Source organism: Salinivibrio sp. PR932 (assembly GCF_001996125.1).
Classification (GTDB): domain Bacteria; phylum Pseudomonadota; class Gammaproteobacteria; order Enterobacterales; family Vibrionaceae; genus Salinivibrio; species Salinivibrio proteolyticus.
In genome coordinates this window covers 88,168-104,720 of sequence record NZ_MUFM01000008.1, presented here as the reverse complement: position 1 = coordinate 104,720, position 16,553 = coordinate 88,168, and the positions used below count along the sequence as shown (strand labels likewise).

Annotated in this window: 14 protein-coding genes; 5 read left to right on the top strand and 9 right to left on the bottom strand. The window is 50.3% G+C overall.

The window, feature by feature from the left end:
- Positions 1-5 precede the first annotated feature (5 nt).
- The 7 genes from BZG84_RS06000 to BZG84_RS05975 form a co-directional block, all read right to left on the bottom strand.
- Positions 6-2,255 (bottom strand): TIGR03986 family type III CRISPR-associated RAMP protein, encoded by a 2,250-nt coding sequence (locus BZG84_RS06000; protein WP_158011468.1) that lies wholly within the window; start codon positions 2,253-2,255, stop codon positions 6-8.
- Between the two features lies 1 nt (position 2,256).
- The gene (locus tag BZG84_RS16315; RefSeq protein WP_158011467.1) at positions 2,257-2,766 is read right to left on the bottom strand and encodes a hypothetical protein; all 510 of its coding nucleotides are present in this window, start codon (positions 2,764-2,766) and stop codon (positions 2,257-2,259) included.
- Complete coding sequence (locus tag BZG84_RS05995; RefSeq protein WP_077481705.1) at positions 2,763-4,175, bottom strand: RAMP superfamily CRISPR-associated protein; 1,413 nt, start codon at positions 4,173-4,175, stop codon at positions 2,763-2,765. The genes BZG84_RS16315 and BZG84_RS05995 overlap by 4 nt, the downstream gene beginning before the upstream one ends.
- Positions 4,172-5,743, bottom strand: coding sequence for a hypothetical protein (locus tag BZG84_RS05990; RefSeq protein ID WP_077481707.1), 1,572 nt, complete (start codon positions 5,741-5,743; stop codon positions 4,172-4,174). The genes BZG84_RS05995 and BZG84_RS05990 overlap by 4 nt, the downstream gene beginning before the upstream one ends.
- A gap of 3 nt (positions 5,744-5,746) precedes the next feature.
- Entirely contained in the window at positions 5,747-6,346 is a 600-nt protein-coding gene (locus BZG84_RS05985; RefSeq protein WP_077481709.1) for an RAMP superfamily CRISPR-associated protein, read from the bottom strand.
- Positions 6,339-8,105 carry a Cas10/Cmr2 second palm domain-containing protein gene (locus tag BZG84_RS05980; RefSeq protein WP_077678039.1) on the bottom strand — a complete coding sequence of 589 codons (1,767 nt, stop codon included), beginning with the start codon at positions 8,103-8,105 and terminating at the stop codon, positions 6,339-6,341. The genes BZG84_RS05985 and BZG84_RS05980 overlap by 8 nt, the downstream gene beginning before the upstream one ends.
- Positions 8,106-8,674: 569 nt before the next feature.
- On the bottom strand, positions 8,675-10,306 hold the full coding sequence (locus BZG84_RS05975; RefSeq protein ID WP_077481673.1) for a glycoside hydrolase family 13 protein: 1,632 nt from the start codon (positions 10,304-10,306) through the stop codon (positions 8,675-8,677).
- 223 nt (positions 10,307-10,529) lie between these two features.
- Here BZG84_RS05975 and BZG84_RS05970 point away from each other — a divergent pair, with 223 nt between their 5' ends.
- From BZG84_RS05970 to BZG84_RS05950, 5 genes are all read left to right on the top strand, one after another.
- Entirely contained in the window at positions 10,530-11,453 is a 924-nt protein-coding gene (locus tag BZG84_RS05970) for a LysR family transcriptional regulator (RefSeq protein WP_077481675.1), read from the top strand.
- A gap of 221 nt (positions 11,454-11,674) precedes the next feature.
- Positions 11,675-13,177, top strand: a complete 1,503-nt coding sequence (zwf, locus tag BZG84_RS05965; protein WP_077481677.1) for a glucose-6-phosphate dehydrogenase — start codon at positions 11,675-11,677, stop codon at positions 13,175-13,177.
- Complete coding sequence (pgl, locus tag BZG84_RS05960) at positions 13,174-13,899, top strand: 6-phosphogluconolactonase (protein ID WP_077481679.1); 726 nt, start codon at positions 13,174-13,176, stop codon at positions 13,897-13,899. Before zwf ends, pgl begins: the two co-directional genes overlap by 4 nt.
- Before the next feature lie 11 nt (positions 13,900-13,910).
- A complete protein-coding gene (gnd, locus tag BZG84_RS05955; protein WP_077481681.1) occupies positions 13,911-15,359 on the top strand; it encodes a decarboxylating NADP(+)-dependent phosphogluconate dehydrogenase in 1,449 nt (482 codons plus the stop codon).
- A gap of 127 nt (positions 15,360-15,486) precedes the next feature.
- Positions 15,487-15,768 carry a DUF134 domain-containing protein gene (locus tag BZG84_RS05950; protein ID WP_021023566.1) on the top strand — a complete coding sequence of 94 codons (282 nt, stop codon included), beginning with the start codon at positions 15,487-15,489 and terminating at the stop codon, positions 15,766-15,768.
- Positions 15,769-15,799: 31 nt separating this feature from the next.
- Here BZG84_RS05950 and BZG84_RS05945 read toward each other — a convergent pair whose 3' ends face one another.
- A complete protein-coding gene (locus tag BZG84_RS05945) occupies positions 15,800-16,219 on the bottom strand; it encodes a type II toxin-antitoxin system VapC family toxin (protein WP_241825760.1) in 420 nt (139 codons plus the stop codon).
- Positions 16,212-16,505, bottom strand: a complete 294-nt coding sequence (gene vapB, locus BZG84_RS05940) for a type II toxin-antitoxin system VapB family antitoxin (protein WP_415752728.1) — start codon at positions 16,503-16,505, stop codon at positions 16,212-16,214. Before vapB ends, BZG84_RS05945 begins: the two co-directional genes overlap by 8 nt.
- Positions 16,506-16,553 lie beyond the last annotated feature (48 nt).

Genomic DNA, 16,553 nt, shown 5'->3' with positions numbered 1-16,553 from the left:
TGATCTCACTTATATTTCGTTTCTAGTTCTGCCAGTTTGTCTTTGCGTGCAGCCAATTTGGGTTTGTTCTTTTTATTCTTAGCCAGATCCAAATAAGCAGACTTGGACGTGTCTCGACAGAGCGCGAGCAGCGAGGGAACAAAGCCATAGTGGTGGGGATCGGCTAAGCAGGCATCGAGCAGATCGTCCATGGCTTGCACATAGTCGCGCCGTCTGTCTTGAGAGGCGCGAACTTCTGGCAAGGCTAAGTCGTGCTCGAGTTGCATAAACTGTTGTTCCAGCGGTGAAAGCTGGGCAAACGCACTCGCTTTGCGCTCGGCTTCGGCTTGTTCGTCGGCTGTCGCCCAAAGTTGTTGCTCGCGGTCAGTGAGCGGAAGTTGGCTGACCAAATCCGCCAGTCGCCCTTGACCAAAATTTTTGTAGTCACCGGGCGCGGGTTTGGGCTGGTCACTTTTTCTAGGTAGATGGGCGCCACCGTGATACCAATCGGGCAACACATCTTTGCTGTGACCTTGCAGCGCTTGCTGATAGCTCATGCCAGCGGCACCTTTGGACTCAAGCGGCATATAGGTGAGGTTTTTATCTTGGTTATCCGCCAGATCGCCAAACGCAAACAGATGACGGACTTGTGGGCTGTGTTGCCAGTTGTTCTCGCCTTCGTGACTCGCTTGATAGACGTGATTCATGTGCGCCACAAATTCGTCAACCGCTTGCTCGATGGTGAGTGGATCACCGTCGTCTGTTTGGTTGGGCCGGGCATCGAGGGTGCAGTCAGTGAATGAGACCGCCCCAGCGCCAAGGGGCTTGCCATGACCCAAGCTATGATAAAAAACCTTGCCCTCTGGATCTTTAAATTGCAGTGCCCATAATAGCGCGCCGATTTCTTGTCTTTTTAGGTTATGAAAGACAATCTTGCCGGCAAATTGACTATCCGGTGCCAGCAGCTCTAACTGCGATTGGACATCACGCTTGTCCTTCAGGTTGTCGGGCAAGCTGGTATGATTAAATTGGGCTTGCGTGGGGTAGCGCTTCCATCCCTTGGGGATGGCTCCTTTTTGGTAATGAGTAAGGGTACGGGTTGTGGGGGTTTCCCCCGTATGTTGCTCAATATAATTGGGTAGAAAGCTGGCTTTTGGCGCGCCAAGAATGACTGGATTAGAGTGACTGAAGCCCTGATTGAGGCTGCAGGTGGCATCAGCAAAATAAACGCGACTTTTGAGTGAAAAGCCTTGTTCACGCAAGGTGCCGAATAGTAATTCTGGCAGATCAAAAATAGCGTCTGATTCACTCAGTGGCTGGGCGCTCTTCACTGTCTGCTTGATCGACTGTGGGTACAGTTTGCGCGGCATCTTGGCAAACCCCAGCGCGACAATCTTACCGGCTTGCTCACGCGCGAATACCGGTATGCCGAATGTGGGGTGAGGGTGGTTTTTTAAGTAATCCACTAGCGCTTGGTCATGACTGTTAAACAGCTTGGTGACGAGCTGTTGGGCCTCTTCTCGAGGGAGGTCGGTATTTTCTTGTGCCTCGTTATAAAAGAGGTAACTAAAGTTTAAGCGCTTGTCTTGATACTCTTTACGGCCGGGGCGAAATCCTGAGAAAACAGGAATACCCTGTTGTTCGCCTTGGCCAAGGTCCGTTGCACACTCCACTTTAACCGGCTTTCCTTTCGTTCCCTCCATGGTTTGTTCACCGAGCCTAAATGGCACTGCCGGTTGAGTTAAGGAATAAGCGCGATATTTGTCTGGGACCGCGTCTTTGTTCTTGATATTGATGTGGGCGTATCGATTGAGATCGGCATGAAAGAGCACGGTGTGCTCTGCCTTTTTAAACTGCCAACGCTTTGCATCAGGATCAAATTTGATCCAATAGGCTTGGGCGTTTGTGTCGTGGATCTCTTGCGCATACTCAGTTTTTCCTGTCGAAATATCACGATATGACAGGTGTTGATCGTCAACTTGACGCATTTTAGCAAAGGTGGCGATGTCGAGGTGGTTGCGCAGCATACCTTTAAGGCTGGAGCCTGGAATAACAGGGTTGCCTTCGGGATCTCGCTGCCATTTTACTTGTGCGGGCTTGTCTGTGGTTTGTTGGCCGCCAACACACAGGGCGGTGCGATTCGAGAGTGTGTAATGAATCGCCCCCGAATAGCCCTCTTTAAAGGGCACATCATGGCTGACTAAATGCGCCCATTCAGGCATGTAAACCCAGCGAGACAAGGGAGCAAAATGATAAGGCGCATGAACTTCAGTCATATTATTTCTCCTCTTTTGGGGCAAAGCCGATAAATTGCTGGGCAAGCGGGATCCAGCGACCTTGTTGCACGTGGTCGGTTTGTTGCTGGTACCAAAGGCGGTATTGTACATATTGATGGTCGCCCAGTCGGACATCACCAATCAGTGAAACGTGTTGATAAACCATACTGACTGTATGAGAGGCATCGGATGCTTGGTGCGTCATTGCACACACACTGTAGCGATTTGGACCCACCAATCGGACTTGTAGGCTATCGTTATCATGGCAATATTCCGCTTCGATAAGATCGTCGCGCGAGGGTATCTGTGTGGTTGAGGTAACGCTATCTCTATACATCACCCAACCTTGTTGGGGCGAAAAAGCGTGAATTTGAGAGCAAACGTCATCAAAACTGAGCATGCTTTGTGCGATGTGCAAAACACCTGCATGTAAACGTGGTAACGTGACGCCGAGCTTTGTGTTATCCACGTCGGATTGCTGCTGGAGGGTGTGGTATTGGGGTAAACTCATTGCGCGTGCTCCGTAGCAAGGTTGTCAGTGTCTAATGCTGCCCAGTTAACGATCCATTCAGCATCTGTTTGTGGCATGACAAGGCTGGTCCCGCGGCCACTGCCCGCGCCCATGGGCAATAATCCTTGGCGCAGATCCTCGATGGTATCTGCTAAGGCGGCTTGCAGCGTCGAGGAGAGGCGTGTGTTTTGGCTCACCCAAATATTGAGGGTAAATTTAGGCTGATACAGTAATTCTTCGCTGAATAAGCCGCCTTGTTGCACCCCACCAGTAAAGCGGTCGATCCGGTTGTGGGTGCGTACTGTGGTGCGGTAATCCGTCACGTCGGCATCGTCAATAAAGAGGTGGCCGGCAATGCCTTCCCCTTGTGAACTGGTGGCGGCGCCAAACAGTGATGACAATGCATCTGGGCGCACTTGCCATTCGGCGTGAATCATAGTGTCGCGATCCTCAGCCCAATCGGCCTGATGGCGACGCACGTGATAGGCCAGACGGTGGGCGAGAATGCCTTTGATGCTGCTGCCACATAAAATCGGCCGTGGCTCGGAGAATGCGCCGTGGTTGGCTTGCCAATGAATCTCGGGTTCACTGTATGTTTTGATCCCAATGTCATTGCCGGTGTCGTGATCGCCGAGCCGCGTGGTTCCAGAACCACAACGCCAGTTGTCAACGGCTTGTAATGGCAGTGAGGCGAGGCGTCTTTGATGGCGATCGTCTGCAGGCGTAAGCGGCTGTGTGCTGGTGTTCTCACTATGCAAAAACTGTTGTAATGCCTGGCCGGCACTCGGGCCTTGCATTAAATCAAACGATGTTTGCTCACAGGCGATCACCTTGATTTGCCCAAGACCATTGCGGCTGCTGGCTCCTAATGTGAAGTGACGATCGGCCCACAATGCTAGCAGTGCCTGCCACTGTTGTTGCTCGTGTTCGCTCATCTCGTCACTGTGCCATTGCAGGGTGACACTAAAACGCACGCCTTTGGGTAAGAGGATTTGGTCAAACTTTCCGGTTTCTTTTGCCGCGCCTCGGTCGTTTACCGCGACGCGCTCACGGTGGTGCGGGCGCGCCAGTGCCAAGCGACTCAGAATCGGATCGTGGGCGATGTCTTGTGCAGGCATAAGCGGTGACACCGGGCGATTTTGGCTATCGTGAACAATGCCGTGAGAAATGGTCAGTCGTGACGCGCCCTCTGTGGTGCCAAACCATGACGCTAATGGAAGTCCGTCGTCGGCGAGTCGTTGGTGGGCGAGATGGCGCCAAACACCGGCAATCGCACTCGCCGGGATATACGGCAAGCCATTTGCCTCGCGCGCAAGTTGGGTATCAAACCCTTCTTCTCTGTGACCTGAATTGATCGCCATCGGGCTTTGGGTTTCGAGGATGAGCTTAGTGACATGAATATGGCTCATTGTTTAACCTCCGAATCGTGCGCGTGGGTAATGAGACTAAAGCCGATTTGTTGACTGGCTTGTTTTAGGCTTGTATAGCGCGAGAAGTCATAGCGAGTGATCTGGCTGACAAGCATCAATACCGTGGCGGCATCGTGATCGACCAGCACTTGCTCAAGCCAAGCTGCAAATGTGATTGGTTTATCCCCGTCACTCCAGGTGATGCCCCAGCCGAATTCGTCATTGTTGGCCTTACAGATACCCGTGCTGATATCAAAAAGCGCTTGGCGCCAATCTGGATTGTTGTGTTTTAGTTCATCATGGATCCGGCGCCATTGGGTCGATGAGGGACCCGCGGAGTCGCGAGGCATAATATTATGGTATTGGCGAGCCTTGTCGTAGGCTTGCCCAACCTGCTTGATTAACAGGCTAACGCGCTGTTTCTGATCGTTGGTACATTCGTCATGCGCAATTTGGCTGGCCACCCAGTGTGTTAGCGCAGAGTGCGGCTGTGCATCGGAAGGTTGCTGTGTTTTTGTCGGCACAGTAAACCGCTGGTAGAGGTCATCATCAGCCAATGTGGCTTGGGTGGCCCAAGCCGGATTGATCATGATCCAACCCAGCCCTTGGTGTTGATTGATGCCTAGTCCCTGATGCTGTAGGTCCAGCAAGTCTTGCTGCGATAGCGGAGTCTCTAAATCATAAACCAGAACCGAGCCTTTATTAATCACACATTGTTCGGAGTCGTAACCTTGTCGTTTTTGGTTAAAGCGCGTCACGCTGTCTGCGCGAATAAAGCTTTTTGACGGATTAAGTGTACCTTTGGCGTGTGGGACCAGTTGTTCAAGCGCTGGCACGTAGGTGGGAAGGCCGCGCCAATCAATGCATTGGCAATCACTTAAGCACCACACCGTTAGCTGCTGTTCATCCATAGCCGGTTCGGGTTGGGCAGGGGGATCAATCAGTGCGATCTCAACGCGGCCAAACTCAGTGTTGCGCGAACGCCCCAGGGTTAATGGCATTTGCAGCTGCTTACGGATCGCTGACAAGTGCGCTTGGTTATCGGACTCAACCCAACCAACAAAGGTTTGTTTAGCCTCGATAAACGCATAGGTGTAGAGCGTTTGATCTTTGGCTTTGCCCGTATTGCGCTCAATGGCTGTTTTGGTGCTGATGCCTTTCGCCACTTCACCTATCTCACCAGATGCGGTGACATAGCCGGTCCGACACTGCTTATATTGCGTGTTGGCTGCGCGCTCGAAGTGCTGACTGGCTTGATTATATATCTCTGTTTTATTGAGCTGACCTTTAGTGAACGGTGTTTGATTTTTTTTGTAGTGCCAACTGGCCGGAATAGGAAGTGCCAACTGATGGTCGGCAACAGGAAAACAGGGCCCAAACTTGACCGAGCCGGTATGAAACATGTCCCATGATTCGGCCTTATTAAGGGATGGATAGAGGTTTGCTGCGATGGCACCAAGTATCGCACTGCCCGGAATATAATCGAGGCTTTCGTGGTTATGAGTGGTGGCAGTGGTTTGGCTCATCACGATGGGATCAACCGTGGTGAGTGAGTAATAGATACGCATGGGCTATGCTTCCTCCAATGATACAGTCACTTGTCCTAAACCTCGATGCCGCTTTCCACCTAAGGCGGTGATTAGCGTGATGGCTTGATCTAACCAAGTTGTGAACCCTTGGTGGATTGTTTGCCCGTCGATCTGAGTGTGATAATGCGGGTGCTGCGTATTGAGGCGAACTTGGGCAACAAGCTGCATCGGTACCGCGACTTCCATACTTCTTAAGCTTGATGGCTTGGCGGTACCCGTTTCTTTATCGATAGCAGTGAATTGGTGCACACGGTATAGATATTTAGCGACATTGTTATCAATAAGATAGTGGCTTTCTTGGGCGGACAGCTGGCCACTGGATATTTGCAGCATACCTTGCTCGCTTACGCCATCACGCCCTTCACGGCCGAATAAAAGTGGAACAAGGTCTTGGCTAAACCATTGATTATCAGTGGCGAGTTGAAATGCCTCTTTCAAGAGACCTTTTATGGATTTACCAGGGAGATAAGGCAGCCCGGCACTGTCTTTCAGGCATAGTGCATCCGCGTATGCCCCAGCTTCTTTCCCGCTGCCTACGTGCCAGTCGCTGTGTAAATCGAATACCAGCCGATAGCTATCCATGCGTGACCTCCTTATCGTTTGTGTGCGAGTTTCCTTTCATCGGCTCGGCAAAGTGGTGCAATACCAGCAGATCATTAATGAGGCAGTATTGCTCTCCTGTTTGCTGATTGACCCAGTACCAGTTTTGGCGTTGATAACCATCGGGTGTGAGATTATCGAGCAGCTCTTCCAGCGCTTTCTTTTGATTCGTTGCAGCCAAACTTAAGCCACGATGATAAATGATGTCGGCTTCGTCGATATCGCCTTGGGCAATGGCGGTTGCCATTTGTCGCCAACGCGCGATTGAAACAGGCGGCATCGCGGTGTCGGCTTGCTCAGCGGATGCGGAATAAGCCACCAACCGTTTTAGTTTGCTAAGTTCGAAGGGCGCCTGCGCGAGCCTTGCGTGTGCCTGTGTCGATGAATCAACAAAATATGCCGTTTGACCCATTTGCATCCTGTCTCCGTGCACTAATGTGCGATCGGCAAGGATGTCGAAGCTGTCATTGGTGCTTTCTGATTGACGATGAAAGGCCAGTGCGGCCGGACCAATTGCGCCCTCGTCAACGACCGATTTTGTGCGTTTTTTGGCTTGCGCACATAGTGCCTCAACGAGCTGGTGAGAATGCGTAAATGGGTGACTGGCTTTTTGGTAGAGAATACCGCCACTGGCGGTTAAATAACGTTCATACTCTTTTGGGAAACCAAAGTCATCAAATAAGGGGCTAAGTTTATCCTTGGATGCATCCATAAACGCGTTACAAAAGCGTGTGCTGAACTCAAGGGCCAAGTTGGCACGGCAAAGTAAGGTAATATCATCACCCCCCAAGACAATGGGTCGCATGGGTATCATCTGTGTTGAATCTGATGAGCGGGTATCTTTTCGATAACAGGCTTTGTCGTAAATATATTGTGTGGCTGCTTTGGCCGCTACCGTGGTTGCTTGATTGAGCGCTCGTGAGAATTGGCGAAAGCCTTTGCGGAGTTCAGCATCGCTTTTGTTTTTGAGTGCATTTTTTAGTCGCATCAGCAGTATGCCCAATCCATTACCATCAATATGGATGAGGGAAATATCTTTGCTAGGATCACTGTCTGGTGCGCCGTGTTGTTCATCGTCGAAAAGAAAGTCTGTCTCAAGATCAAGCGGATAGTGAAGCGTTCCCTTGAGATCCTCGGGCGTGAATTTGTCTTGCAGTGCGGCTGCTTCACGCATATTCATGGATTGATAAGCCTGACGATGTAGGTCTGTATCGATATCGACTTCATTCAGACCATCATCTTCTCGTTGGGCCAGCGCTGACATACGAACACTGGGTCGGCCTGTTCTTGAAAAACGTTCAACCGGCGCGGTGGCGATCGGAAAAGATATGGCTGGTGTATTACGGTCGTTGGCCAGTTGCTGGTGGCCAAGGTCGAGGGCTTCCACCAGGGTCTCTGCTTCTGTGAGCGCATCGGTATATTCGAGCGATGGAAACATCTGTTGTAGGGTTAATGTCCATAAGGAGCGAAGCCTTATAAGTGGCGCTTGCGTTTGTGCACAGCAGTAAAAGGCGCCGCCTTTGCAGCGTAGAAAGTGAATCGTATTGGAAGATTCGGCGAGTTCATCGTCTAATAAATCGGTATTTAACCCCGCTGATGCGATGACGGATTGCAATATACTGGTTGAAGTTTCGTCAACCAGATTATCAAGACGTTCGCTTGCTGCGATAACATCTTTAAGTTTGCCAGATTGAAACAGATAAGACTGTATCGATTTGGCTTCGAACAAGTATACAAACATACACTCAGTCCTTTTGGTAAGCCCAATAAACTAATAACAAAATTGTCACTAATATTAGCGTGTTGAACGCTTCGGTTGCTGAACGCGATAGCGCACGCGAAAATTAAATAGAATAAGAGTAAAATAAGTCTGTGACTAATACTGCGTTCAATTTATCGGTAGTGGTGCCTCAATAAGTGACTACTATCACGTCATCGATAATATTGATGTTAATACGATGGTTGAATGGCTAAACATTCCGCAATGACAGGTATATCTCTGCATTGACTCGTCACTTTTTTAACCTTGGCGACTATCTTATCTATTATTTTGACGGTTGGGCGTATTCACCAATTGGTGAAATTTTTGCGATTGCTTTAAGGCGAGTGCGAATTAATATTTCATCGGTAGGAGAAGTTTTCATGAACCGATAGCTGCCTTTGTTTGACTGCTATTGTGCTGTGATGATTTCTCATACAGCTCGAGTGACTTAGATATTGAGTATTATTTAGTCTTGTAGCCTAGGTCCAGAGATGTTTCTAAACCTAGGCTTTTTTGGTGAACTTATCCATGCGATACGATGGGAGGCGTTAATCAATCACCGCAAACGACTCGTAAGGAGCCAGTTTGTAGGTAGTGCTTAACTGTTTGACCGGATCCATGTTGTAGCTAAGGCAGGTTAAGTCCTTATCGCGCCAATGCGCGGGGAGGGTGATGGTTTGTTTATGCTCGCTAAAGTTGCTGACTACCAAAATACGGTGGGTATCGTCGAAGCGCTCGTAAGCCACCACGTTAGGGTGTGATTCTTCCACAGGCGCAAACTGGCCGTGTACGATCACTGGATATTGCTTGCGCAGCTTGATCAGTTCACGGTAGTGATAAAGTACAGAGCCGCTATTTTCAGTTGCCCGTGCCACATTGATGGTGGTGAAGTTAGGATTAACCGGTAACCACGGAGTTCCTTGGGTAAAGCCTGCCTGCGGTGCGTTCTCCCACTGCATCGGGGTACGGGCGTTATCGCGGCTGTTTTGGTATACCGCCTCCATCATGGTGTCTGGATCAACGCCTTCAGCAACACGTAAATCGTAAAAATTGCGGGTTTCGATGTCTTGATAATCGTCGATAGACGGGAAGGCGACATTGGTCATCGCAATCTCTTCCCCTTGGTAGATGTAGGGCGTGCCTTTCATCAAGTGCAAGGTGGTGGCGAGCATTTTTGCCGAGCGGGTTCGATATTGGCCGTCGTGACCAAACTTGGACACCGCGCGAGGCAAATCGTGATTGTTCCAAAATAGTGAGTTCCAACCGCTATCGGCCAGCTCTTGTTGCCATTTGAACAGCACCTGTTTGAGTGCGGCGACATCCAGAGGCACGGGCTGCCATTTATCGCCGTCTTTCCAGGTAGCGGTAATGTGTTCAAATTGGAACACCATGGAGAGTTCATTGCGTTCCGGTGCGCTATAAAGTTTGGCGATCTCCGGCGTTGCGCCCCATGTTTCGCCGACGGTGAGCAAGTCTTTGCCGCCAAATGTGGCCCGATTCATGGCCTGTAATAGAGGGTGAAGGCGCGGGCCATTGCCGGTAATGCCTTTGTCGATTTCTTTGCCAATTAAATCAATCACATCAAGGCGGAATCCGCCAATGCCTTTGTCAATCCACCAGTTCATCATCTTATACACGGCGTCATGGACAGCAGGGTTTTCCCAATTCAGATCGGGCTGACGCTTGGAGAACAAGTGAAAGTAATACTGCTCGGTGTTTGGCTCCCATTGCCATGCGCTGCCACCAAAAATTGAGCCTTGATCATCGGGTGCACTGCCATCGGGTTTGGCATCGCGCCAAATGTAAAAGTCGCGATAAGGACTGTTTTTGTCGTGAAGCGCGGCTTGGAACCAAGGGTGTTCGTCGGAGGTATGGTTGACCACCAAATCCATCACGATTTTGATGCCAAGCGCGCCGGCTTTATCAATCAAGCGCGTCATGTCTTCCATGGTGCCAAATTCAGGCGCGATCGCGCAGTAATCGGAAATGTCGTAGCCATTGTCATCCATCGGCGATTGATACACCGGTGATAGCCATAACACATTGACGCCGAGCCAATGTAAGTAATCGAGTTTCTCGATAATTCCATTAAGATCGCCAATGCCATCACCATTGGTGTCGTAAAAACTGCGTGGGTAGATTTGATAAACAACGGCATCATGCCACCAAGCGTTCTGCATACCGATTACCTCTTATCGACAATAAAAATCCTCAAAGCCTCAGCTTGAGATGTGGCAAACAGCCTAGCGCGCGAGCAGTGCCAAGAAAAATAGGCGTAACGCTTTTTGATATAACCTATTGGCTATAGTTAAGGTGACAACAGATTAAAAATCGGCGATATCATTGAATCGTGTATCCCTATTAGGCTATAAAGTAAGCCGCTAAATTGTGAGTGAGTGCGGTATGGATGTAGAAAAAGTCGCCGGCTACTTTATTGCGGTAGTTGAGGCAGGGGGTATTAAAGCGGCTGCGTTGCAGTTAGGGATCAGCCAACCTTCATTGACGGCACAGATCCAAAAGCTGGAGCAACGTCTCGCATGTCAGCTATTGGTCCGTCACCCTCGTGGCGTCAGTATGACAGCCGCGGGAGAGCTTTATTATCAGCATGCCACCGCACAGCATGCTGCGCGGCAACGACTTCATGCCCAGCTTCATGCTTTGCAAGCGCGTGAAGCGGGACAAATAAAGCTTGGCACTGGGGAGGCGTGGTGGCCTTTGTTTGTTAAACCGGCAGTGCTTGATTATCAAGCCGATCGCCAGTGTGCGGTCCACATCGAATTTGGCAATCGCTTGGCACTGATGGCATCGCTGCTTAGTGGCGATGTGGATGTGTTTATCGGTCATGAAATTGACGATCTGGTTGCAAGCCAGCAAGTGCGCTTTATGCCCTTGTTTCAGGACGCGGAAAGCTATTATGTGGCTGATAACCATCCGCTACTCACAGACATATCGACCCGCATCGACCCTCAGCGTCTGAGTGATTGGCCCTTGATGCGTGTCACCCCTGATCATGCCCGGCATGCGCATTTACTTGCCAACCCGATTACACCTGCCACTTGTGCGCACACCGTGGTGTTTGATGTTGATGCGCTGAGCGCCAGTATCGATCTGTTGCACGACACGCAAGCGGTGATGCCCTATACCAGCAAAGCCGACACATACCTCGCCAGTCAGGGTGTGAGAGTGCTGACAACCCATCCCTACAAAACGGGTAACGTCGGTTTATATACTCTGCGCAATGCGCGGCATGAGAAAGTCGAGGCACTGATCCAACAGCTGTGTGACGCTGCTCAGCAGATGGGCACTCGACCATGTCATACCAGTTAGGGTAAAGCTTATTGAGTAAGAAAGTGCTAGACTAGACCGCCTTTGTAGCACACTGGCTGGGAATGCTGAGTTCTCAATGTAGGGATGAACAAGGAACAGCCGCCAGATTCAGTGGTTACAACGATGGCATCAATAGGTAGCGCCAATTACCAATTTGGCCATAGCGCTGCTAATTTGTGGCGCAAATCACATGCAGTACCTTTATTATCAAAGGAAAGATGATGGTAATTCCAGAAAACAGCAGCATTGTTATTTTTGGTGCATCTGGCGATCTGACCTTCCGTAAGCTGATCCCAGCCCTGTACCATTTGTATGCGAACAAACAGCTGCCTGCGTCTTTCGCAATTCTAGGCGCAAGCCGCACCTTCTACAGTGACGAGTCATTTCGCGACAAATTACGTCACTCCATGCAGGAGCTAGAGAAGACCGATCCTGCTACACTCGACGCCTTTATGGCGCATGTGCATTATCAGTCGTTTAATATCTCAGATACGCACGAATACCACCACCTAACCGAGCGGTTAGATGTGTTGGCCGATCAGTATGGTTTCACCCAGCGGAACACGCTGTTTTATCTCGCCACGCCACCAAAGCTTTACAATTCGATTCCTGCCAGCTTGGCTGAACACGGCCTCAATGACGAGAGCACCGGATGGAAACGCTTGGTGGTCGAAAAGCCATTTGGTTATGACTTAGCCTCCGCGCGCCAGCTCGACAAAGACATTCACGCCCACTTTGCCGAACATCAGATTTACCGCATTGATCATTACCTAGGCAAAGAAACAGTACAAAACCTGCTGGTTTTCCGTTTCTCCAACGCGATGTTTGAACCGCTTTGGAACCGTAACTTTATCGATTATGTAGAGATCACCGGTGCGGAGCATCTGGGTGTAGAAGGCCGCGGTGGTTACTACGATCAATCGGGTGCGGTGCGCGATATGTTCCAAAACCACTTGCTGCAAGTGCTTGCACTTGTGGCGATGGAGCCGCCTGCACAAATCAATGCTGACGCCATGCGTGATGAGGTGTTTAAAGCACTACAATCACTCGAACCATTGTCTGATGATGATCTGACTAACAACTTGGTGCTTGGCCAGTACACAGAATCATTAGTGGGTGGCAATGCGTTACCGGGCTATCGCAATGAGCCAGGTGTTGCGGAAGACTCGCGTACTGAGACTTATGTTGGCCTGAAGATGTTTATCAACAACTGGCGTTGGAACGGGGTGCCCTTTTATGTGCGCACCGGTAAACGCTTGCCAACTCGCGTGACCGAAGTGGTGATCCACTTTAAACAAACTCCGCATCCTGTATTCGGCAAAAATGCCCCTGAGAACCGTTTGGTGATCCGCATTCAGCCCGACGAAGGCATTCAAATGAGCTTTGGCCTTAAAGAGCCGGGCGCCGGCTTTAATGCCAAAGCCGTGAATATGGACTTCCATTACGCTTCATTGGAAGAAACCCAGATGTTGACCGCGTACGAGCGCTTGTTGCTGGATGCGCTTAAAGGCGATGCCACCTTGTTTGCGCGCAGTGATGCGGTCGAAGCTTGTTGGCAGTTTGTTGAGCCTATTCTGCAGTACAAAGAAAATGACAAGGCCTTGTTTGGCTATGCCTGCGGAACATGGGGACCGAAAGAAGCGGATCAGTTGCTGGAGCGTGATGGCCATGCTTGGCGCTTCCCCTGCAAAAACCTGACTGACACGGAATACTGCGAATTATGATAAATGCCCGAGTTTTTGATGATGCCGACGCGGTGGTCAATCATTTAGCCGACACGATGCAAGCGCTGAGCGAGCAAGATCGTGCCGTGCACATTTCGCTTTCTGGCGGCAGCACACCCAAAATGCTGTTTAAGCGTTTAGCCAGTGACGATTATGCCAATGCGATTCAGTGGCAAAACCTGCATTTTTGGTGGGGCGATGAGCGCTGTGTGGCACCGGATGATGCCGAGAGTAACTTCGGCGAAGCCAATAAGCTGCTGTTTAGCCACATTCGCATTCCGGAAGAGAACATTCACCGTATTCGTGGTGAAGACGATCCGGACGTGGAAGCGGCGCGTTTTAGTGCCGAAATGCAAGCCTTGATCCCAAGCGAAAACGGCACGCCTGTGTTTGATTGGATTTTGCTGGGCGTCGGTGGCGATGGCCATACGGCCTCACTGTTCCCGCACGATCCTCAGTATGACAATACCGCGCTCGCGCTGGTGGCTTCGCATCCTGAATCGGGGCAAAAGCGTGTATCAAAAACCGCCCGTGTGCTGCGCGCGGCGAAGAAAATCAGTTATCTGGTGTTGGGTGAAGGCAAACAAGCGATCGTGCATGAGATCGCCACACATGAGCCTACCCAACTGCCATATCCTGCCGCCAATATCCGCAGTGCCAAAGGCACCACGGAATGGGTACTCGATGCCGCGGCAGCAAAAAAATTACCAGAACAGAATTAATGGAGAGCACGATGAAAGGTGATATCGGCGTAATTGGTTTGGCGGTCATGGGCCAAAACCTGATCCTTAACATGAACGACAACGGCTTTAAAGTAGTGGCGCATAACCGTACCGCGGCCAAAGTCGATGAATTTCTGGAAGGCCCAGCGAAGGACACCAACATTGTTGGCGCTTACTCGTTAGAAGAGCTGGTTGAAAAGCTCGAAAAACCACGCAAAGTGATGCTGATGGTTCGTGCAGGTGCCGTTGTAGATACCTTTATCGACAAACTGACGCCATTGCTTGACGAAGGTGACATCATTATCGATGGCGGTAACACCAACTACCCAGATACCAACCGCCGCGTGGCAGCACTGCGTGAAAAAGGCATTCACTTTATTGGTGCCGGTGTGTCTGGCGGTGAAGAGGGTGCCCGTTTTGGACCGTCTATCATGCCGGGTGGCTCTGAAGAAGCGTGGCCAGCTGTTAAACCTATCTTCCAAGGCATTGCCGCGAAAACCGACGCCGGTGAACCATGCTGTGATTGGGTTGGACGTGATGGCGCCGGCCACTTTGTGAAAATGGTGCACAACGGTATCGAGTATGGCGACATGCAGCTGATCACCGAAGCGTACCAGTTCATGAAAGACGGCCTTGGCATGAGCCATGACGAGATGCAGCAGGTATTTACCGACTGGAATAAAACCGAGCTGGATAGCTACTTAATTGAAATCACCGCAGACATTTTGGGCTATAAAGACCAAGACGGTGAGCCATTGGTTGAGAAAATTCTCGACACTGCAGGCCAAAAAGGCACCGGTAAATGGACCGGCATCAACGCGCTGGATCTTGGCATTCCGCTCACTCTGATTTCTGAGTCGGTTTTCTCTCGTTGCCTGTCGGCACTTAAAGATCAGCGTGTCGCGGCAGAGAAGCTGTTTGAAAAACACATCCAGCCGGTTGAAGGCGATAAAGCCGAGTGGGTTGATGCGCTGCGTCAAGCGCTGCTGGCGTCAAAAATTATCTCTTATGCGCAAGGTTTTATGCTGATGCGTGAGGCATCAAACGAGAATGGCTGGGATCTGAACTACGGTAACGTCGCACTGATGTGGCGCGGTGGCTGTATTATCCGCTCAGCCTTCTTGGGTAACATCCGTGATGCGTTTGATAAAGATCCTAACTTGGCCTTCTTGGGCTCAGATGCTTACTTTAAAGGGATCTTGGATAACTGCTTGGCAGCATGGCGTAAAGTGGCGGCGAAATCGATGGAAACCGGTATCCCAATGCCATGTACTACCTCAGCGCTGACCTTCTTGGATGGCTACACCACGGCACGCTTGCCCGCGAACTTGCTGCAAGCACAGCGTGACTACTTCGGTGCCCATACCTATGAGCGTATCGATCAGCCGCGCGGTGAGTTCTTCCACACCAACTGGACAGGTACCGGCGGTAATACCGCGTCTACCACGTACGACGTGTAACGTACGGCGTGTAACGTGGCAGGCTAAGTCACTGTCCATAGCGATAAATAGAAAAGGGATGCGCTGGCATCCCTTTTTGTTGGCATAAGCAAAAAACTCACTTAGCATAGGCAAAAAAGGAGACCCTATGCCGCGTCCTAAAATGCCCCGCCGTATCTGCGGGAAACCCCATACCAACTGTTTTAAACCCAACGCCATTCCACTCAGTGAGCTAGAGACGGTGACCATAGGTTTGGATGAGTTCGAAGCCATGCGCCTTGTTGATCATCAAGGTATGCAGCAACTGCAAGCGGCGGAAGTCATGGGCGTATCTCGTCAAACGTTAGCCAACCTGGTTAAACGCGCCCGCGCCAAAACCACCGCCTGCCTCGTAGAAGGCAAAGCACTGGTGTTTGAGTCAGAAGAGTAATTCGACATGAGCCGTCGTTACGTCAGCACTATTAAGCCCAATCTTCAAGTTTCAGTCCTTCAACACGCTGAAACTCCCTCGTATTGTTTGTGACTAGCACACAACCAGTCGCAATGGCGTGACCGGCAATCGCGGTGTCGTTTCCGCCAATAGGGGTACCTTTATTCATTAGGTTGCGCTTAACTGCAGTTGTCGCGTCAACGGCGGCTTTATCCCAAGGTAAAATCTCATCGATTCGCTGAAGAAAAGCATCAACAAGCACGGCATGTTTTGGTGATGCTTTTTTTCCTAACAACCCGTATTGCATTTCTTGATAGGTAATGGCTGAGATAACAATGCGATGTTGATTGCCGACAACAGTGTGAAGCTTTTTCAACACCGGTTTGGGTTGCTCTCTCATAATGAATGAACAAATACATGTATCAAGCATGTAGTTGATTTTATTAGTCAAAGTTGAACCGCCCCTCGTCTTTGATCAGTTCCTCGCGATGGGTCATGAAATCACTATCAGCCTTTTCGATCTCGCCAAATGAGAGCCAACTTGGTCGAGCTGGGCGTAAGGTGATGACATCCCCCTCTTTATGAATTTCAAGCTCATTAACACCGTCAAACTCAAAATCCTTTGGCAAGCGTACCGCTTGGTTCTTGCCATTTTTAAAAATGGATATTGTTCTCATAGGGTCCTCGGTCGGCAGGCGTGTGCTTAATCTCTTTTCAGTATAATTTTTGCGCGGCATATGTCAAGCATATGCAATATTCTTTATCGCTTTTAATCTCATTTATTG